We start from the raw sequence: 18,964 nt of genomic DNA on the forward strand, positions 1-18,964 counted from the left end.
TCCGACCGGCAACCTCCGCGCCGCGGAAAACGGCCGGGCCGCTGGTGCGCCGGGCAACGGCCGGGCCCCCGCAGACGCCAAACCCAAGCCCCGCCGCACGACGCGCACCACCCGCCCCGCGCCGGACGCCGACAACGCGCCCACCGCCGAGATGCCTGCCGTCTCCGAGGTCGAGGACACCGCTGTCCGCGCGAAGCAGATTCCCGAGGCAGCCGTCGCCCGGCTGGCCGTTTACCTGCGGATTCTCTCCGGCCTCGCCGAACAGGGCGCCACCACCGTCTCCAGCGAAGAACTCTCCGCCGCGGCCGGGGTCAACTCCGCGAAACTGCGTAAAGACCTCTCCTACCTCGGCTCGTACGGCACCCGCGGCGTCGGCTACGAGGTGCAGGTGCTCGTCAGCCAGATCGAACGCATTCTCGGGCTCACGCGGCAGCACCGGGTCGCCGTGGTCGGAATCGGTAACCTCGGGCACGCGCTCGCGAACTACGGCGGCTTCCCCGGCCGCGGATTTCCCGTCGAGGCGCTCTTCGACCTCGACCCTGACCTCGTCGGGGTTCCCGTAGGGGGACTTCCCGTCTCGCACATGGACGAAATCCCGCGGGTTTGCGCCGAACGGGAGATTTCCGTCGGGATCATCGCCACACCTCCTACCGCTGCGCAGTCCGTGTGCGACAGGCTGGTGGCAGGCGGTGTCCAGTGCATCCTCAACTTCGCGCCGGTGGTGCTCCAGGTACCGGCGCACGTCGAGGTCCGCAAGGTCGACCTGGCCGTCGAGCTGCAGATCCTCTCGTTCCACGTGGCTCGCCGTGCCGACAGTGCCGCTCTGGAAAACCAGGGCGATACCGGGTTACCGGGCGCCGGCCTGCCGATCGACAATGGCGGTAAAGACGGTGGTCTCGGAATGGTGGTGCGCTGATGAGCGTGTTGGCGGTCGGGCTTTCCCATCGCAGTGCGGACCTCGGCACGCTCGAGCGGGCGGCGGTCCCTGCGGAGGAGCTGACCAAGATCCTGCACGAGCTGCAGCAGGCGGAGCACGTCAGCGAGGCCATGCTCGTCTCCACGTGCAACCGCATCGAGGTCTACGCCGTGGTCGAGACGTTCCACGGCGGCGTCAACGACGTGTCGGACGTGCTCTCCCGCAAGGCCGGGATGGAGCCCGCCGAGCTGTACGACAGCCTGTACGTGCACTACGCCGGTGCGGCGGTCGAGCACCTGTTCTCGGTCGCCTCGGGCCTTGACTCGATGGTGGTCGGCGAGACGCAGATCCTCGGCCAGGTCCGGTCCGCATACGCCACCGCGCGGGACGCGGGCACGGTCGGCCGCACGCTGCACGAGCTGATCCAGACCACGCTGCGCGTCGGCAAGCGGGTGCACGCCGAGACCGGGCTCGACCAGCTCGGCGCGTCCGTCGTGTCCGAGGCGCTGGCCGCGGCGGGTGCCGTCGAGGGCAAGCACGCGCTGATCGTCGGCGCCGGTTCGATGGGTGCGCTCACTGCTGCCCAGCTGCGTAAAGCCGGGATCGGCGAGATCACCGTCGCGAACCGCACCGAGGCCAACGCCGTCCGGCTGGCCGAGAAGGTCGCCGCCGAGGGGATTCCGGCGCGGTCCGTGCCGCTGCCCGCGCTGGCCGAGGCCGTCGAGGTCGCTGACGTCGTCGTGTCCTGCACCGGCGCGCAGGACGCCGTGTTCCTCACCGCGCATGTGCCCGCGCGCGGTGGCCGTCCGCTGGTGGTGTGCGACCTCGGGCTGCCGAAGGACGTCCACCCCGCGGTCGCCACGCTCGCCGACGTGACCGTGGTCGACCTGGAGACGATCCAGCGCCGCATGCGGGAAGCCGGCGCGCCGACCACCGAACGGCAGACCGCGAAGGCCACCGGCATCGTGCTCGACGAGGTGCGCGAGTACCTCGCCGGACAGCGCAGTGCCGAGGTCACGCCCACCGTCACCGCGCTGCGCCGCCGCGCGGCCGAGGTGGTGGACGCGGAGCTGCTCCGCCTGGACAACCGGCTGCCGGAGCTCGACAGCCAGGTTCGCGAAGAGGTCGGCCGCACGGTGCGCCGCGTGGTCGACAAGCTGCTGCACGCCCCCACGGTGCGCGTCAAGCAGCTGGCCGCCGAGACGGCCGACACCGATTACGCCAATGCGCTGCGGGAGCTGTTCTGCCTCGACCCGCAGGCCCCTGCGGCCGTGGCAAGCCCCACCGCGGCATCCGACCCCGAGAAGAAGTAGCAGTAAGTGACCAGAGTCATTCGTTTCGGTACGCGGGGCAGCAAGCTCGCCCTCGCGCAGACCGGCATCGTCGCCGACCTCATCCGCGCCACCGGCGTCGAGGTGGAGATCGTCAAGGTCACCACGCCCGGCGACCTCTCCAGCGCCCCGATCTCGCAGATCGGGGTCGGCGTGTTCACCTCCGCGTTGCGGGAAGCGTTGCTGCGCAACGAGATCGACGTCGCCGTGCACTCGTACAAGGACCTGCCCACCGCGCCGGAACCCGGTCTCGTGCTGGCCGCGGTGCCGCCGCGGGAGGACCCGCGCGACGCGCTGATCGCGCGCGACGGCCTCACGCTCGGCGAGCTTCCGCCGGGCGCGCGGGTCGGCACCGGGGCCGCGCGGCGGATGGCTCAGCTGCGCGCGCTGGGGCTCGGTTTGGAAATCGTGCCGATCCGAGGCAATATCGACACCCGCATGCGCAAGGTGACCGACGGTGAGCTGGATGCCGTCGTCCTCGCGCGTGCCGGACTGGCCCGCATCGGCCGGGCCGGGGAGATCACCGAGACCCTCGACCCGATCCAGATGCTGCCCGCCCCCGCGCAGGGGGCGCTGGCGCTGGAGTGCCGGGCCACCGACGTGGACGTCGAGCACCTGCTCGCGTCCACTGTGGACGATGAGGGCACGCGGGTCGCGGTGACGGCCGAGCGGGCCCTGCTCGCCGCGCTCGAAGCCGGGTGCAGCGCGCCGGTGGGTGCGCTGGCCGAGATCGTCGAGGACCTCGACGACGAGGGCGCGGTGGTGGAACGCATCTCGCTGCGCGGCACCGCTGCCGTCGAAGACGAGAACGGCGCCGTCGACATGGTGCGGGCGTCCGCGATCGCCGGGATCGGCGAAGCGGAGAAGCTCGGCCGTGAGCTGGCCGCCGAACTGCTCGACCTGGGGGCCGGTGCACTGTCCGGCCCCGCACAGTGACGCTCGCCGTCACCGATCCGACCTGATCCACCCACCTGCGGTTCCGGCCGCCCAAGAGGAGAAGAACACCAACGATGACCCCCGCTCGCAAGACTGCCGGGCGCGTCGCCTTCGTGGGCTCGGGCCCCGGTGACGCCGGGCTGCTCACCGTCCGCGCTCAGGAACTGCTGGCCAAGGCCGAGGTCGTGGTGACCGACCCGGACGTGCCGGCGAGCGTGCTCGCTTTTGCCGCGCCCGGCGCCGAGGTCCGGCCCGCCGTCGGTGAGCCGTCCGACGTCGCGAAGGACCTGACGTCCGAGGCCAAAGCCGGCCGGCTCGCGCTGCGGCTCGTCTCCGGCGACCCGCTGACCAGCCCCGCTGTGGTGGCCGAGGTGCAGGCCGTCGCCCGCACGTCGGCCGTGTTCGACGTGATCCCGGGCGTTGCGCCGGGTACCGCGGTCCCGGCGTACGCAGGCGTCGCGCTCGGTGGCACGTACACCGAGGCGGACGTGCGCGGCGAGGTCGACTGGGGCGCGCTGGCCGCGGTCCCCGGGCCGATCGTGCTGCACGCGACCTCGGCGCACCTGGCCGAGGCGGCGAGCCAGCTCACCGAGAAGGGCCTGCCGGCCAACACCCCGGTCGCGGTCACCGCGAACGGCACCATCAACACCCAGCGCACACTGGACACCACGCTGGCCTCGGTGGCCAACGACGCGGGCGAGCTGGTCGGCCCGCTGGTCGTCACCGTCGGCGCGGCGGCCGGGCAGCGGTCGAAGCTGTCCTGGTGGGAGTCGCGGGCGCTGTACGGCTGGAAGGTGCTGGTCCCGCGTACCAAGGAGCAGGCAGGCGAGATGGCCGACCGGCTCCGCGGCCACGGCGCGACCTCGCACGAGGTGCCGACGATCTCCGTCGAGCCCCCGCGCAGCCCGGCGCAGATGGAACGTTCGGTGAAGGGCCTGGTCGACGGCCGGTACCAGTGGATCGTGTTCACCTCCACCAACGCGGTCCGCGCGGTGTGGGAGAAGTTCGAGGAGTTCGGCCTCGACGCGCGTGCGTTTTCCGGTGTGAAGATCGCCTGCGTCGGGGAATCGACGGCGGCGAAGGTGCGGTCGTTCGGGATCATTCCGGAACTGGTGCCCGCCGGGGAGCAGTCGTCGGAGGGGTTGCTGGCGGAGTTCCCGCCGTACGACGACGTGCTGGACCCGGTGAACCGGGTACTGCTGCCGCGGGCGGACATCGCCACGGAGATCCTGTCGGCCGGTCTCGTCGAGCGAGGCTGGGAAGTGGACGACGTCACGGCCTACCGGACGGTGCGCGCCGCGCCGCCGCCAGCGGAGACCCGCGAGATGATCAAGACCGGCGGGTTCGACGCGGTGTGCTTCACGTCGTCGTCCACGGTGCGGAACCTCGTGGGGATCGCCGGGAAGCCGCACACGCGGACGTTGGTGGCGTGTATCGGGCCGAAGACCGCGGAGACGGCGGTGGAGTTCGGGCTGCGGGTGGATGTGCAGCCGGAGAAGGCCGATGTGCCGCATTTGGTGGACGCGCTGGCGGAGCACGCTGCGCGGTTGCGGGCGGAGGGGGCGTTGCCTCCGCCTCGGAAGGCCAAGCGGACTCGGCGTAGTTGACCGTTCCGTGAAGGGAACCATCAGGGAATCTGATTCCGTGAAGGTTCCCTTCACGGACTTGTTGCGTGGGGCACCCCGAAGCTGATTGTGACTACGGGCGGGCGAGTGCACTCGCCGAAGAGGTCGGCTGAAGACCGGAGTACCGTTGTCTCCGTGTTTCCCGAGCAGCGACCTCGCCGGCTTCGTACTACTGCTGCCATGCGCAGGATGGTCGGGGAGACCACACTGCGGCCCCGGCAGCTGATCCTGCCCATGTTCGTCGCCGAAGGCGCTGCGGCGCCGCGGGCGATCTCCAGCATGCCTGGCGTTGTCCAGCACACTCGGGACACGCTGCGGAAGGCTGCGGTCGAGGCGGTCAACGCCGGGGTCGGCGGGCTGATGTTGTTCGGCATTCCGGCGACTCGGGACGCGCAGGGGTCCGGCGCCGTCGACGAGAACGGGATTCTCAACGTCGCTCTCCGTGACCTGCGGCATGAGCTCGGGGACTCCACCGTGCTGATGGCCGACACCTGCCTCGACGAGTTCACCGACCACGGGCACTGCGGCGTCCTCGATGCGGACGGCGCGGTCGACAACGACGCCACCCTTCGCGTGTACGCCGACATGGCTGTCGCGCAGGCGGAGGCCGGGGCGCACGTGCTCGGGCCAAGCGGGATGATGGACGGGCAGGTCGGCGTGATCCGGCGGGCGCTCGACGAGGTCGGGCACAGCGAAACCGCCATTCTCGCCTACGCCGCCAAGTTCGCCAGCGCCTTCTACGGTCCCTTCCGTGAGGCCGTCGACTCGCAGCTCAAGGGCGACCGCAAGACGTACCAGCAAGACCCGGGCAACGCGCGCGAAGCACTGCGCGAGATCGAACTCGACCTCGCCGAGGGTGCCGACATGGTGATGGTCAAGCCTGCGATGTCCTATTTGGACGTCGTGAAGGCGGCGGCGGACATCTCGCCGGTGCCGGTTGCGGCGTACAACATCTCCGGTGAGTACGCGATGGTCGAGGCGGCCGCGGCCAACGGCTGGATCGAACGCGAGCGCACCATCCTCGAGGTTCTCACCTCGATCCGCCGCGCGGGGGCCGACCTCGTCCTCACCTACTGGGCGACCGAGGCTGCCGCCTGGCTCGACTGAGCCACGGTAGGGTCGTCCGGGTGGCCGAGAAGGACGAGTTCGACGGGCTCACCGACGATGAGCGCCGCAAGCGCGGGCGCGCGCCGGATCCGGTGCTGCCCGGGCAGGTTCCGGCGAAAGCCAAGCCGCCGGCGACGGTGCACGTCGCGTTCTTGCTCGCCATTTTCGCGGCGCTGGTCATTCTCGCGCAGCAAGTGCTGATCATCGCTCTCAAGCAACAGCTGGTGGACAACGCCGTCAAGCAGACGCAGCAGGCAGGCAAGCCGGTCGACCTCGCGCAGCTGCAGTCCGGCGCCACCACGCTCGTGTGGGCCATGTTCATCGGCGCGCTGTGCTTCAGCGCGTTGTTCGTGCTCTTCGCCTGGAAAGCCCGGGAGGGCACGCGTTCGGCGCGCACCATCGTCACGCTGCTGGCGGCGATCGGCCTCATTTACGAGCTCGCGCTGGTGCGCACGCCGTACTTCGCCCAGGCGTCGTCGCTGGCGCTCGTGGCCATGCTGGTGCTGCTGTACCTGCCGCGCACGGCGGAGTACTTCCCCAAGGTCGGCAAGAGGCTGTAATGGCCCGAACGCTGTACTCCGAACCCGGCGTCGGCTGGACGGCGCTGGTCTGGGGCCCGCTGTTCGCGCTCCTGGGCGCGCTCGCGGAACTGGCCACCGGCGGTCCGGTGCACGTCGTCGGCTGGGTGCTGATCGGGGTCGCGCTGGCTGGGCTCACGCTGCCTTGGGTGTACGCGCGACGGCGTTTCCTCTCGCTGGAAGTCACCACGGACCGGTTGCGTCAGGGCCGCGAAACCGTTCTGGCGGCCCGGATTGCCGCGGTCACCGACGTCGGTACCCCGGTCGGGGCTCGCGTGCTCGGCGGTGGCTGGTCCGTGCCGCGCAAGTACGACGAGCTGCCGGTGAAACTCGACGACGGCACAGTGGTCCTCGCGTGGGCGCGCGACGTCGAGGCATTGCGGGCAGCGCTCGTCGAAATCGCCGTGCGGGAGGAGCCGAGCCGATGACACCCCCGCGAGGGAAGCGCAGTGCCCCCGAACCTGAAAGGCTGGACCCCGTGATCGACCTTCCCCAGCCGACCGGCGCCGGACTCTGGCCGCCGGAGGAAACCCAGCCCGAGACCAAGCTCAACCAGCCGTGGCGGGCGTTCGTCGCGCTCGGCGAAGTGGTGGTGGCCGGGCTCGTGCTGTGGGCGGCATTCGCGCTTTGGCACGCCGGGGTGGTCACCATCGTCACCACCGCGGGCGACGGCGCGAAACTGGCGTCACAGCGGCATTTGGGCGGGCATCTCGCCGGCGCGCTCGGCCTCGGCGCGCTGTCCGCGGTGCTCGTGGTGGATGCGATCCGTCAGCTGCTGCTGGCGGTCCGTGCGCGGCACCGCAAGAAGAAGGACTAGCCGATACACAGCTGGCCCACAGGGAACCAACAGCTGACTGCTAAGCGGGGCACGCAGTCTTGCCCGCATGACGCGGCTGCGCACCCGGACATGGGTGGTCAACGGGGTGCTCGTCGTGCTGCTCGGCGGCGCGGCTTTCGGGATTTACCAGGCGTTTTCGCCGTCGAGTTCGACGGCGCAGGCGCAGAGCCGGACCACGCCGGTGCGGCGCGCGAACGTCACCGAGACCGTGTCCGCGGCCGGGACGGTCGCCAGCGGGTACACCGGCGTCGCGAACTTCACCACGTCCGGCAAGGTCACCAGCATCGTCGTGAAGGTCGGCGACGTGGTGAGCGCCGGGCAGAAGCTCGCCACGCTCGACTCTTCCCAAGCGAGCAAACAACTTCAGGTCGCCAAGGCCAATCTCGCGGTGGCCGAGGACAACCTCGCGGCGGGGGAGGACAACCCGCCCGCCAATCAGACGGCAACCCAGGCGCAAACCAGCATTGCGTCGCTTCAGGCCAAAGTGGACCAAGCGCAGCTGGACGTCGACAACGCACAGGCGGCGGTCTCGGCGACCGTGCTGACTGCGCCCGGTGCTGGGACTGTCACTGCGATCAATGGGACAGTCGGGCAGCAAGCGGGCAGCGGCGGGTCCGGTTCCAGCAGCGCGGCGACTTCGGCTGGCGCACAGTCCGGGCAGCAGCAGTCGTCTTCCAGTACCAGCAGCAGTAGTAGCAGTGGGTTCATCGACATCACCGACATGAGCAGCCTGCTCGTGAACACTTCCGTGCCGGAAATCGACGTGAGCAAGGTGAAAACCGGCCAGAAAGCCACCGTCACCCTCAATGCGACACCGGATCAGCCGCTGCAGGCGACCGTTTCGAAGATCGACCTGACGCCGACCACGAGCAGCAACGTCGTCACGTACGGAGCGCAGCTGACGTTGTCGAATCCGCCGTCGGGGCTGCGACCCGGGCAGTCGGCGAGCGTCGTGATCACGGTCGCCGAGGCGGACGGCGTGTTGAGTGTGCCTGCCGCTGCCGTGCGGACCACGGGTACGACGAGCGTGGTCACGGTGCAGGAAAACGGGCAGGCGGTACCGCGGCAGGTCGAGCTCGGCGTGCGTGGGGAGTCCACTGTGGAGATCAAATCCGGGCTGAGTGAGGGCGACAACGTGGTGCTCACCGCGGCGTCCCCGACGACGACCACCCCGGGAAACCAGCGCACTGGCGGAACCGGTGGTCTCGGCGGCTTCGGCGGTCAGCAAGGTGGATTCGGTGGCGGCAGGCAGGGCGGGTTCGGCGGCGGAGCCCGAGGATGAAGCCGGTGATCGCAGTCTCCGGGCTGCGCAAAACCTACGGCAGCGGGGAAACCGCCGTGCACGCGCTGCGCGGGGTCGACCTGCAGGTGTGGCCGGGCGACTACGTGGCGATCATGGGCGCGTCCGGGTCCGGCAAATCGACGCTGCTGAACATGCTCGGCTGCCTCGACACGCCCACGTCCGGCCGGTACCTGCTCGACGGCTTCCCGGTCGCCGACCTCAACGAACGGCAGCTTTCCTTGCTGCGCAACCGGAAGATCGGGTTCATCTTCCAATCCTTCAACCTCGTCCCGCGGACCAGTGCGCTGTCCAATGTGGAACTCCCATTGGTCTACAGTGGACTGAAGCGGGCCGCGCGGCGGCGGCGGGCGCTGGCCGCGCTGGAGGTGGTCGGCCTGACCGACCGCGCGAAGCATCTGCCGAGCGAGCTGTCCGGCGGGCAGCAGCAACGGGTTGCGGTGGCGCGGGCGCTCGTCGGCGGACCGGCGCTGCTGCTTGCCGATGAACCGACCGGAAACCTCGATCATGCCAGCACCGTCGACGTCCTCGGTGTGTTCGACCGGCTCAACGCACTCGGCCGCACGGTCGTGGTGATCACCCACGAGGACGAGGTGGCCCACCATGCCCGCCGGATCGTGCGGGTGAGTGACGGGCAGATCGTGTCCGACGAGGTCACCGGGGTGGCCGCGTGAACCTCGTGGAAATTCTCCGGTTCGCCGTGCGCGGTCTTGCTTCGAACAAGCTGCGTTCGGTGCTCACCACGCTCGGGATCACCATCGGGGTCGCGTCGGTGATCTTGTTGGTGGCAGTGGGAAACGGCGCTTCCGCGGCCATCACCGCGAGTATCCAGGGCCTGGGTACGGACGTGGTGAATGTGTCGCCGGTCCGCGGTGGCGGGCAGGGCGCCGAGGTGCGGCCGCTCACTGTGCAGGACGCGCACGCGCTCGTCGACCCGATGGGCGCGCCCGACGTGAAGGCGGCGTCACCGGTCGTCAGCACCACGGCGACCGCGACGTACGGCCAGACGTCCTATGACGTGCCGAGCGTGGTCGGTACCGAACCCGGGTACTTCACCACCACGAACCGGCAGATTGCCGACGGGCAGCTGTTCTCCGCCGAGGACGTGACGCAGGCCCGCAAGGTGGTGGTGCTTGGACCCACGACCGCGCAGTCGATTTTCGGTTCGGCCGACCCGGTGGGCAAGAACGTGCTGCTGAACAGCATCCAGTTCACCGTCGTCGGGGTACTGCAGGCGAAAGGCAGTACCGGGCTGCAGAACGCCGACGACGTCGCCATCGCTCCGATCAGCGCGGTGCAGAATTCCCTTGCCGGTTATGGTGGACTGAACCAGATCGCGGTGCAGGCGAGCACCGCCGATGCGATCGGGCTGGCGCAGGCCGAGGTCACCGCGATCCTCGACGCGCGGCACGGTATCCGCGCCGGTGCGACGCCCGACTACCAGATCCAGAACTCCGCACAGCTGCTGCAGACCCGGACGTCGGCCATCGACACGTTCACCGTCCTGCTCGGGGCGGTCGCGGCGATTTCGCTCCTGGTGGGCGGAATCGGGGTCACGAACATCATGCTGGTGACGGTGACCGAGCGGATTCGCGAGATCGGGATCCGCAAGGCGATCGGGGCGCCGCGGTCGGCGATCCTCGGCCAGTTCCTCGCCGAGGCGACGATGCTGAGCCTGTTCGGCGGGCTGCTGGGCGTGGTGATCGGGGTGGTCGGCAGCCGGTTCAATATCGCGGGTATCCAGCCGGTGGTGGTTCCGTCGTCGATTGCGCTCGCCTTTGCGGTATCCGCCCTGATCGGGCTTTTCTTCGGCAGTTTCCCGGCGAACCGGGCATCGCGGCTGCGGCCGATCGACGCCCTCCGGCACGAGTAGGAGCGTCATGTCCGCGTCGAGTACCCAGCCCATTCCGACCCCGCCCGACCCGCTGCCGGAGAACCTCGTGGCCGAACCCGCGGTCGCGGGCGATCTCACCGAGGAGCTGCGGCAGGTCGCGAGGCCGTTCGGCAAACCCACCCTCGTGCTGGCTGGATTGCTCGTGGTCGCGCTGGCTTTCGCCGGTGGCGCTTGGACGCACGCTGCCTTCGGACCCTCGGGTGCTGCTCCGTCGCCCAGCGCGCCGCAGGCGGGCGCACGAACCGGGGGACGCGGCACGGCCGGTACGGTGGAGAAGGTCGAGGGCACCACGGTCACGGTGAAGACGTTGCAGGGCAACGAGGTCAAAGTGTCCACTTCGGACGATACGACCGTCGGTGTGACCCAGTCGGGGAAGGTCGGCGACCTCAAACCGGGTCAGACGGTGACTGTCCAGGGTCGCACCGGATCCGACGGTTCGGTGACGGCACAAGCGATCGTGGCGCAGCCCGGGCGTTAAGGCGTGTCGTTGAGGGCGATGATCGCGACGTTCAGCGCGGTCGTGTACAGCAGCCAAGCCAGGTACGGCAGAAGCAGCAGCGCGGCCACGCGGGACCGGCGGTAGAAGAGCCCGATCGTGATCACCACGGTGAGGTCGAGCAGGATGATGTCCACGCACGCGACCCTGGTCGACCCACCGGCGAAGAACAGCGAGATCCACATCAGGTTGAACAGCAGGCCGATGCCGTACGCGGCAAAGCCCTGGTTCTCGCCGTCGGTGCGCCAATAGGTCCAGCCGGCGACCGCGAGCACGGCGTACAGCACCGTCCACACCGGACTGAACAGGTCGGCGGGCGGGGCCCACGACGGCATCGTGTACCGGGTGTAGGCGTCCGGGGCCGACGTGGCCGCCAGCCCGCCGATCAGCGCGACCACGGAGACCAGCCCGAAGAACACCGCGAGCATCAGCCACGGGTTCCGGCGGTGTGTGGGCGCCGTCACGTCTCCTCCATGGCTCGCCCCGTCCGTGCGCGGCCCATCTTAGGAGCGCTCCGGCGTCCTCGCCGGGTGGCGACGGCACGCGGCGGGAGGATTTGCGAGACTGGGGCGGTGAGCACTGGCACCGAGCAGTCCAAGGTTTGGTTCGAACGCGCGAAGGCGGCCGTCCCGGGCGGGGTGAACTCGCCGGTGCGGGCCTTCAACTCGGTCGGCGGGACACCGCGGTTCATGGTGCGCGGCGAGGGTCCCCACCTGTGGGACGCCGACGGCAACCGCTACGTCGACCTCGTCTCCTCGTGGGGCCCGATGATCCTCGGGCACGCGCATCCGAAGGTGGTGGCCGCCGCGCGCGCGGCGGCGGAGAACGGGCTTTCCTTCGGCACGCCGACCACCGGCGAGGTCGAGCTCGCCGAGGAGATCATCGGCCGGGTCGCGCCGGTCGAGCAGGTCCGGCTGGTCAACTCGGGCACCGAGGCCACGATGAGCGCCATCCGGCTCGCCCGCGGGTTCACCGGGCGCGCCAAGGTCGTGAAGTTTGCCGGGTGTTACCACGGGCACGTCGACGCGCTGCTTGCGCAAGCCGGGTCCGGCGTCGCGACCCTCGGGCTGCCGACCTCGCCCGGCGTCACCGGCGCGCAGGCCGCGGACACCATCGTGCTGCCGTACAACGACCTCGACGCGGTCCGGAAGTCCTTCGCGGACAACGAGGGCCAGATTGCCGCGGTGATCACCGAAGCGGCGGCGGGCAACATGGGCGCGGTGCCGCCGGACCCGGGGTTCAACGCCGCTCTTCGCGACATTGCGCACGAAAACGGTGCGCTGCTCGTCATGGACGAGGTGATGACCGGTTTCCGCGTCTCGCACGCTGGCTGGTTCGGCCTCGAAGGCGTGGCCGGTGACCTGTACACGTTCGGCAAGGTGATGTCGGGCGGCCTGCCTGCGGCGGCGTTCGGTGGCCGCGCGGACGTCATGGCGAAGCTCGCTCCAGGTGGTCCCGTCTACCAAGCGGGCACGCTGTCCGGTAACCCGGTCGCTGTTGCCGCTGGTCTCACCGCGCTGCGCGAAGCTGGCGAAGGCGTGTACGCGAAGCTCGACGCCAACGCGAAGCGGCTCGGCGGGCTTTTCTCGGACGTGCTGGGCGAAGCAGGCGTAACGCACACTGTGCAGTTCGCGGGCAACCTGCTGAGCGTCTTCTTCACCGACAAGCCCGTACGCAACTACGCGGACGCGCAGGCCACGGAAACCTGGCGCTTCCCGGCGTTCTTCCACGCTCTGCTCGACGGAGGCGTGTACCCGCCGCCGAGCGCGTACGAAGCGTGGTTCGTTAACGCTGCAATGGACGACGAAGCCTTCGGCGTCATCGAAGCCGCGCTCCCCGCAGCAGCGCGCGCGGCAGCTGAGGCGGTACACCCGTGACGACAGTCGTTCACTTGCTGCGGCACGGCGAAGTCCACAACCCCGAGAAGATCCTGTACGGGCGGCTCGCGAACTTCCGCCTGTCCGAGCGCGGACAGCGGCAGGCGCTCACTGTCGCGGAGGCGGTGGCCGGGCACGACCTTGCGCACGTCGTCGCTTCGCCGCTTCAGCGCGCGCAGGAAACCGCTGCACCCATCGCAGGTGCACACCGTCTCGACATCGCCACTGACGACGGTCTCATCGAAGCGGCCAACGTCTTCGAAGGACAGCGCGTCGCGGTCGGTGACGGTGCGCTGAAGCAGCCAAAAGCGTGGCCGCACCTGCTGAATCCGTTCAAGCCGTCGTGGGGTGAGCCGTACATCGAGATTGCGCACCGCATGCTCGGCGCGGTCCACCGTGCGCGCGAAAAGGCCGAAGGGCGCGAAGCGCTGTGCGTGTCGCACCAGCTGCCGATCTGGACCCTGCGGCGGTTCCTGGAGTCCAAGCGGCTGTGGCATGACCCGCGTCGCCGTCAGTGCTCGCTCGCGTCGCTCACCAGCCTGGTGTTCGACGGCGAGAAGCTGTTGGAGATCGTGTACAGCGAGCCGGCCGGGACGACGGACCCCAAGGTGACGGGCGCATGAAACGCCTGGCCGGGGTGCTGCTGGCAGCTGCGCTGGCCGTAACGGGCTGTTCCACCGGCAAGGACGCGGTGGAGCAGGGCGGCTCCTTCAGCTTCGTTGCGCCGGGCGGCCAGGTCGATATCACGTACCCGGTGAACGAGCGCCAGAAAGCCCCGACGCTGTCCGGCGACGACCTGATGAACGAGGGCAAACAGCTGTCGCTCGCGGACTTCCCCGGCAAGGCGATGGTGGTCAACCTGTGGGGCCAGTGGTGCGGCCCGTGCCGCGCGGAGGCGCCGGAACTGGAGAAGGCGAGCAAACAGCTCGAACCGCTCGGCGCGCAGGTCATCGGGCTCGACGTGCGCGACCCGGCGCGCAAGGTGGCCCAGGACTTCGTCCGCGACCGCGGGCTCACGTACCCGTCGATCTGGGACCCGTCCGGACGCGTGCTGCTGCAGCTGGCCGGATACCCGCGCAACATGATCCCGTCGACGATCGTGCTGGACAAACAACACCGGGTCGCCGCGGTCTTCCTGCGCCCGGTGCTCGCCGCCGACCTGATGCCGCTGATGCAACGGCTGAGCGCGGAGCAGTCCGGGACTTAGGTCCCGGTTCCGGGGGTGGCGTAGGTCCTGTGCGCAGGCCCCGCCCGCCTCACGTCCAGCTCACTGCCTACTCTCACATGCGTGAACTCCGTGTCCGAGCTGGCGATCTCCGGGCCGCTGCTGCTCGCCGCGGGGGTTGCGCTGGTGGCCGGGGCCATCTCGTTCGCGTCGCCGTGTGTGGTGCCGCTCGTGCCCGGATATCTGGCGTACCTCGCGGCGCTCGTCGGCGCCGACGCCCCGGCCGTGCGCGACGGCGAGGAGCGCAAGAAGGGCCGCTACGCCGTCCTCGGCGCGGCGGGCCTCTTCGTGCTCGGGTTCACCGTGGTGTTCGTCGCGACGCTGGGCACGCTCGTCTGGCTCGCCGACACCCTGCTGCTCAACGAAGACCTCCTGCAGCGCATCGGCGGCGTCCTCACCATTGCCATGGCGATGGTGTTCCTCGGCTGGATTCCCGGGCTGCAGCGCGAGTTCCGGTCGCATCGCGTACCCGGCGGCGGCCTGTGGGGCGCGCCGGTGCTCGGTGCGGTCTTCGGCCTCGGCTGGACCCCGTGCATCGGCCCGACGCTCTCCGCGGTCACCAGCCTCGCCAGTGCCACCGGCGGAGCCGCGGTGCGCGGGTACGTGCTGGTGCTCGTCTACTGCCTCGGCCTCGGCGTCCCGTTCCTGCTCATCGCGCTCGGCGCCCGCTGGGCCGTGCGGGCCACCGACTGGCTCCGCCGCAACGGCCGCCGCGTGCAGATCGTCGGCGGGGTGCTGCTGATGGTGGTCGGGATCCTGCTGGTCACCGGGCTGTGGGGGGACGTCATGGGCTGGCTCCGCAACTCCGTCGCCGCTGATCTCGAGCTGCCACTGTGACCACCACCGAAGCGCCTCCGAGAGACCCGGAGCACCCATACCGGCCTTCGCTGGGCAAGCAGGTACTGGCGTTCCTTCGCAACACCTGGCGCGGCCTAACGTCCATGCGCACGGCGTTGGTTCTGCTGTTCCTTCTCGCGCTCGCCGCGCTGCCCGGCGCGTTGCTGCCACAGCGGCGGCTGAACGTGAGCAAGGTCAACGAGTACATCTCTTCGCACGGCTGGTGGGGGTCGCTGCTGGACAAGCTGGAGTTTTACGACGTCTACTCCAGCGTCTGGTTCTCCGCGATCTACCTGCTGCTGATGATCTCTCTCGTCGGCTGTCTCACGCCGCGCAGCTTCGAGTACGTGAAGCAGATGCGCGCGAAGCCGGTGCTGACGCCGCGCAACCTCGCGCGCATGCCGCACCATCGGATCGCGCGCACCGCGCGTACGCCCGAAGCGATCCGCGAGGACGTACGCAAGCAGCTGTCCGGCTGGCGGCGCGTCGAGCGCGAAGAGGACGACGGCTTCAGCGTGTCCGCGGAGCGCGGCTATCTTCGCGAGACCGGCAACCTGCTTTTCCACTTCGGCATGCTCGGCCTGATCATCTTCTTCGCCCTCGGGAAGCTGTACAGCTACGAGGGTCAGGTCATCGTGCAGGCCAACGGCGGGCAGTTCTGCAACTCGGGCATCTACAACTACGACTCGTTCGAGGCCGGCCTGCGCATCGACGGCACCGACCTCGATCCGTTCTGCGTCAAGGTCAACGACTTCACCGCGCGCTACACCGCCACGAACCAGGCCGACTACTACCACTCGCACATCGAGTACCAGTCCGGCGCGGACCTGCAGAGCGGCACCTGGCGGCCGTACGACCTCGAGGTCAACGAGCCACTGCGCACCGTGGGCGACCGCGTGTACCTGCTGGGCAACGGCTATTCGCCGCAGTTCACCATCACGTTCCCGAACGGTGAGTCGCGCACCCAGAACACCCAGTGGATGTACAGCAACCCCGCGACGATGCTGTCGGAGGGCGCGACGAAGTTCGACCAGCCCGGCGTCACCGACGAGGTTCAGCGGCGCACCAAGCAGATCGCGATCACCGGTCTCTTCGCGCCGTCGTCGTTCATCCACGGCGGGGTGCTCACGTCCACCGCACCGCAGCTGGACAAGCCGATGGTCGCGATCGACGTCCTGCGCGGCGACCTCGGCCTCGACGCGGGCCGCGGCCAGTCGGTGTTCTCGGTGGACCAGTCCCGTGTCGCCGACGGTCGGCTCAAGCGCGTCGCGCGGCAGAACCTCGCGGTGGGGCAGGAACTCAAGCTCGACGACGGCACGCGGATCCGCTTCGACGGCGTCAACAAGTGGGTCAACCTGCAGGTCTCGCACGATCCGACGCAGGGTTACGTGCTCGGCTTCGCGATCGTGATGTTCGCCGGGCTGGGGGCGTCGCTGCTGGTCAAGCGGCGGCGGGTGTGGGTGCGGGTGCGGCGGGGCGAGGACGGCAGCGCGAGTACGGTGATCGAGGTCGCCGGGCTCGCGCGCACGGATCAGGCCGGATACGGCGAAGAATTCCAGCGGATCAGCGAACGGCTGGTCACGGGCCGGAAGGGCAGCTGAGGCATGGAGATCAACGAGACTCTCTCGCAGTACAGCGACCTGCTGTACACCACGACAGTCGCGATTTATGTGCTGGCGTTGCTGTTCTCGCTGTTCGAGCAGGCCTTCGGGGCGAAGGGCCGCCGGGCGGCGGAGCGCAGCAAGCAGCGGGTGCTGGTGGGCTCGGGTGGTCTGGAGGACGCCGACGCGCCGGTGGAGCCCGAGGCCCCGCGCGAGATCGGCCGTCCCGAGCGGATCGGCCGGATGGGCGCGGCGCTGCTCGTGCTCGGCGCGCTGCTGCAGCTGTCGGCGATCGTGCTGCGCGGGTTCGCGGTGCACCGGGCGCCGTGGGGCAACATGTACGAGTACGGGATGGCGGTCACGTTCATCACCGTCGTGGCCTGGCTCGTGGTGATCAAGAAGTTCCCGGTCCGCCACCTCACCGGGTTCCTGCTGCTGCCCGTCGTGATCCTGATGTTCATCAACGGCACGCTGCTGTACACGGTGGCCGCGCCGGTCGTGCCCGCGCTGCAGTCGTACTGGCTCGTGATCCACGTGTCGGCCGCGATCATCGGGTCCGGCGTGTTCCTGGTGCCGGGCGTGGCGAGCACGCTGTACCTGTTCCGCACCGCGCACGACCGCAACCCGGCGAAGTTCGCGCGCTTCGGCCCGAAGCTGCCCGCCGCCGACGTGCTCGACCGGATCGCGTACCGGGCCACCATCGTCGCGTTCCCGATCTTCACCTTCGGCGTGCTGTGCGGTGCGGTGTGGGCCGAGGCCGCGTGGGGCCGGTTCTGGGGCTGGGACCCGAAGGAGACGGTCGCCTTCATCGCGTGGGTCATCTACGCCGCGTACCTGCACTCGCGGGCGACGGCAGGCTGGCGGGGGAAGCGGGCCGCCGTGATCAACGTCGTCGGTTTCGCGGCGACGATCTTCAACCTCTTTTTTGTGAACTTGGTGACAGTCGGGCTGCATTCCTACGCCGGGGTGAGCTGAGCGGGGGTCCGCGCGCTCGAAGTGGCTCCGAGGCGACTACCTTCGTCACCAGGTGCCCTTCGACGTACGCGGGAGGTAGGCAACGGTGACCGGACCCAGTGAAGAGACTGCCGGGGAGAAGCAGTCCGACCAGGCCCAGGAACCGGCTGCCCTGTACTCCGAGGAGCGCACCGATTCGGCGCCGCACCCGGGCACCGGACCGTACGACGCGCAGCCGACGCAGGTCGTCCCGACCCCGGCCGACAAACCTGCCGGGGGATACCAGCCGCTGCCGCAGCCGGGTGGCTACCAGCCTGCGTACGACCACAATCTGCCGCCGCTGCAGCCGCCTGCCGAGTCGGGGTTCAACGGGTATCAGCCTGCTCCGCAGGGCGGCTATCAGCCGGTGGCGACGGCCGCTCCGGCGGCGGCTGCGGCGGCGTTGCCTCAGCCGGCGGACGAGCTGGCCACCGCACACTTGGTGAAGCAGCAGAAGCGGACGCCGCAGTCGGGCTGGCGCAAGGCGGTCTACCTGGGGTCCGGCAAGCTGATCAACCCGGGCGAGAGCCCCGCGGACGCGCGCCGCCGGGAGCTGATCGCGCGGGTCAATCAGCCGCTGCGAGGGTGCTACAAGATCGCGATGCTGAGCCTCAAGGGCGGCGTCGGCAAGACCACCACCACGACCACGCTGGGCGCGACGTTCGCGTCCCTGCGCGGCGACCGCGTGGTGGCGGTCGATGCGAACCCGGACCGCGGGACGCTGTCGCAGAAGATCGCCATCGAGACCACCGCGACCGTCCGGCATCTGCTGCGGGACGCGGACAAGATCACGCGCTACAGCGACGTGCGTTCGTACACGTCACAGGGCTCGAGCCGGTTGGAAATCCTGGCGAGCGAGCAGGACCCGGCGGTGTCGGAGGCGTTCTCGGAGACCGACTACCGGCGCACGGTCAACCTGCTGGAGCACTTCTACAACATCGTGCTCACCGACTGCGGCACCGGCCTGATGCATTCGGCGATGAAGGGCGTGCTGGACGTCGCGGACGCGCTGGTGGTGGTGTCGTCGGGCTCGGTGGACGGGGCCCGCAGCGCCTCGGCAACGCTGGACTGGCTGGAGGCGCACGGCTACGGCGACCTGGTGAAACGCTCGGTGGTCGTGATCAACTCGGTGCGCCCGAAGGGCAGTTCGGTCGACCTGGACAAGCTGACCGCCCACTTCGGCGCCAAGGTACGAGCGGTCTGCCGCATCCCGTTCGACGCCCATCTGGAAGAAGGCGCGGAAATCGAACTGGAACGCCTGGCGGGCGACACCCGGCTGTCGTTGCTGGAACTGGCGGCAACGGTGGCGGACGGCTTTGGGGGGCAGCAGTACCGCTGAGGCGGGTCAGGATTCGCTGTCCTCGGTGGCTAGCGGGCTGGCGCGGGGGGCCGGGTTAGGGAATCGCCGTT

Annotated in this window: 20 protein-coding genes; 19 read left to right on the top strand and 1 reads right to left on the bottom strand. The window is 69.6% G+C overall.

All coding sequences use genetic code 11. The features are described 5' to 3' along the window. Window positions 1-151: 151 nt before the first annotated feature. The 12 genes from OO71_RS18730 (at window position 152) to OO71_RS18785 (ending at window position 11,003) form a co-directional block, all read left to right on the top strand. Window positions 152-916, top strand: coding sequence for a redox-sensing transcriptional repressor Rex (locus OO71_RS18730; protein WP_033291310.1), 765 nt, complete (start codon window positions 152-154; stop codon window positions 914-916). Further along, window positions 916-2,229 carry a glutamyl-tRNA reductase gene (locus tag OO71_RS18735; RefSeq protein ID WP_033291077.1) on the top strand — a complete coding sequence of 438 codons (1,314 nt, stop codon included), beginning with the start codon at window positions 916-918 and terminating at the stop codon, window positions 2,227-2,229. Before OO71_RS18730 ends, OO71_RS18735 begins: the two co-directional genes overlap by 1 nt. Window positions 2,230-2,235: 6 nt before the next feature. After that, entirely contained in the window at window positions 2,236-3,183 is a 948-nt protein-coding gene (gene hemC, locus OO71_RS18740; protein WP_033291078.1) for a hydroxymethylbilane synthase, read from the top strand. Window positions 3,184-3,257: 74 nt separating this feature from the next. Then, a complete protein-coding gene (locus OO71_RS18745) occupies window positions 3,258-4,790 on the top strand; it encodes a bifunctional uroporphyrinogen-III C-methyltransferase/uroporphyrinogen-III synthase (protein WP_033291079.1) in 1,533 nt (510 codons plus the stop codon). Window positions 4,791-4,943: 153 nt separating this feature from the next. Further along, complete coding sequence (hemB, locus tag OO71_RS18750; protein WP_033291080.1) at window positions 4,944-5,915, top strand: porphobilinogen synthase; 972 nt, start codon at window positions 4,944-4,946, stop codon at window positions 5,913-5,915. A gap of 20 nt (window positions 5,916-5,935) precedes the next feature. Continuing rightward, window positions 5,936-6,475 (top strand): hypothetical protein, encoded by a 540-nt coding sequence (locus OO71_RS18755; RefSeq protein ID WP_033291081.1) that lies wholly within the window; start codon window positions 5,936-5,938, stop codon window positions 6,473-6,475. After that, entirely contained in the window at window positions 6,475-6,921 is a 447-nt protein-coding gene (locus tag OO71_RS18760) for a hypothetical protein (protein ID WP_033291082.1), read from the top strand. Before OO71_RS18755 ends, OO71_RS18760 begins: the two co-directional genes overlap by 1 nt. Before the next feature lie 50 nt (window positions 6,922-6,971). After that, window positions 6,972-7,310, top strand: a complete 339-nt coding sequence (locus tag OO71_RS18765) for a hypothetical protein (RefSeq protein ID WP_033291083.1) — start codon at window positions 6,972-6,974, stop codon at window positions 7,308-7,310. Between the two features lie 67 nt (window positions 7,311-7,377). Further along, entirely contained in the window at window positions 7,378-8,613 is a 1,236-nt protein-coding gene (locus OO71_RS18770) for an efflux RND transporter periplasmic adaptor subunit (RefSeq protein WP_033291084.1), read from the top strand. Continuing rightward, on the top strand, window positions 8,610-9,305 hold the full coding sequence (locus tag OO71_RS18775; RefSeq protein ID WP_033291085.1) for an ABC transporter ATP-binding protein: 696 nt from the start codon (window positions 8,610-8,612) through the stop codon (window positions 9,303-9,305). The genes OO71_RS18770 and OO71_RS18775 overlap by 4 nt, the downstream gene beginning before the upstream one ends. Further along, entirely contained in the window at window positions 9,302-10,504 is a 1,203-nt protein-coding gene (locus OO71_RS18780; RefSeq protein ID WP_033291086.1) for an ABC transporter permease, read from the top strand. Before OO71_RS18775 ends, OO71_RS18780 begins: the two co-directional genes overlap by 4 nt. Before the next feature lie 7 nt (window positions 10,505-10,511). Next, window positions 10,512-11,003, top strand: coding sequence for a DUF5666 domain-containing protein (locus OO71_RS18785; RefSeq protein ID WP_051791694.1), 492 nt, complete (start codon window positions 10,512-10,514; stop codon window positions 11,001-11,003). Here OO71_RS18785 and OO71_RS18790 read toward each other — a convergent pair. Then, entirely contained in the window at window positions 11,000-11,449 is a 450-nt protein-coding gene (locus OO71_RS18790; RefSeq protein WP_051791719.1) for a TspO/MBR family protein, read from the bottom strand. The genes OO71_RS18785 and OO71_RS18790 overlap by 4 nt on opposite strands. A gap of 144 nt (window positions 11,450-11,593) precedes the next feature. Here OO71_RS18790 and hemL point away from each other — a divergent pair, with 144 nt between their 5' ends. The 7 genes from hemL to OO71_RS18825 all read left to right on the top strand — a co-directional run bounded on the left by hemL (window position 11,594) and on the right by OO71_RS18825 (window position 18,893). Continuing rightward, on the top strand, window positions 11,594-12,898 hold the full coding sequence (gene hemL, locus OO71_RS18795; protein ID WP_033291088.1) for a glutamate-1-semialdehyde 2,1-aminomutase: 1,305 nt from the start codon (window positions 11,594-11,596) through the stop codon (window positions 12,896-12,898). Beyond that, window positions 12,895-13,521 (top strand): histidine phosphatase family protein, encoded by a 627-nt coding sequence (locus OO71_RS18800; protein WP_033291089.1) that lies wholly within the window; start codon window positions 12,895-12,897, stop codon window positions 13,519-13,521. The genes hemL and OO71_RS18800 overlap by 4 nt, the downstream gene beginning before the upstream one ends. After that, window positions 13,518-14,105 (top strand): TlpA family protein disulfide reductase, encoded by a 588-nt coding sequence (locus OO71_RS18805; protein ID WP_033291090.1) that lies wholly within the window; start codon window positions 13,518-13,520, stop codon window positions 14,103-14,105. Before OO71_RS18800 ends, OO71_RS18805 begins: the two co-directional genes overlap by 4 nt. 81 nt (window positions 14,106-14,186) lie before the next feature. After that, window positions 14,187-14,960 carry a cytochrome c biogenesis CcdA family protein gene (locus tag OO71_RS18810; RefSeq protein ID WP_033291091.1) on the top strand — a complete coding sequence of 258 codons (774 nt, stop codon included), beginning with the start codon at window positions 14,187-14,189 and terminating at the stop codon, window positions 14,958-14,960. Then, the gene (gene resB / locus OO71_RS18815) at window positions 14,957-16,561 is read left to right on the top strand and encodes a cytochrome c biogenesis protein ResB (RefSeq protein WP_033291092.1); all 1,605 of its coding nucleotides are present in this window, start codon (window positions 14,957-14,959) and stop codon (window positions 16,559-16,561) included. Before OO71_RS18810 ends, resB begins: the two co-directional genes overlap by 4 nt. A gap of 3 nt (window positions 16,562-16,564) precedes the next feature. Further along, window positions 16,565-17,536 (top strand): c-type cytochrome biogenesis protein CcsB, encoded by a 972-nt coding sequence (ccsB, locus tag OO71_RS18820; RefSeq protein WP_033291093.1) that lies wholly within the window; start codon window positions 16,565-16,567, stop codon window positions 17,534-17,536. Window positions 17,537-17,621: 85 nt separating this feature from the next. Beyond that, window positions 17,622-18,893: a MinD/ParA family ATP-binding protein gene (locus OO71_RS18825; protein WP_033291094.1), complete on the top strand. Its 1,272-nt coding sequence runs from the start codon at window positions 17,622-17,624 to the stop codon at window positions 18,891-18,893. The last annotated feature ends 71 nt before the right edge of the window (window positions 18,894-18,964 follow it).

The organism is Amycolatopsis jejuensis (genome assembly GCF_000717335.1).
GTDB lineage: Bacteria > Actinomycetota > Actinomycetes > Mycobacteriales > Pseudonocardiaceae > Amycolatopsis > Amycolatopsis jejuensis.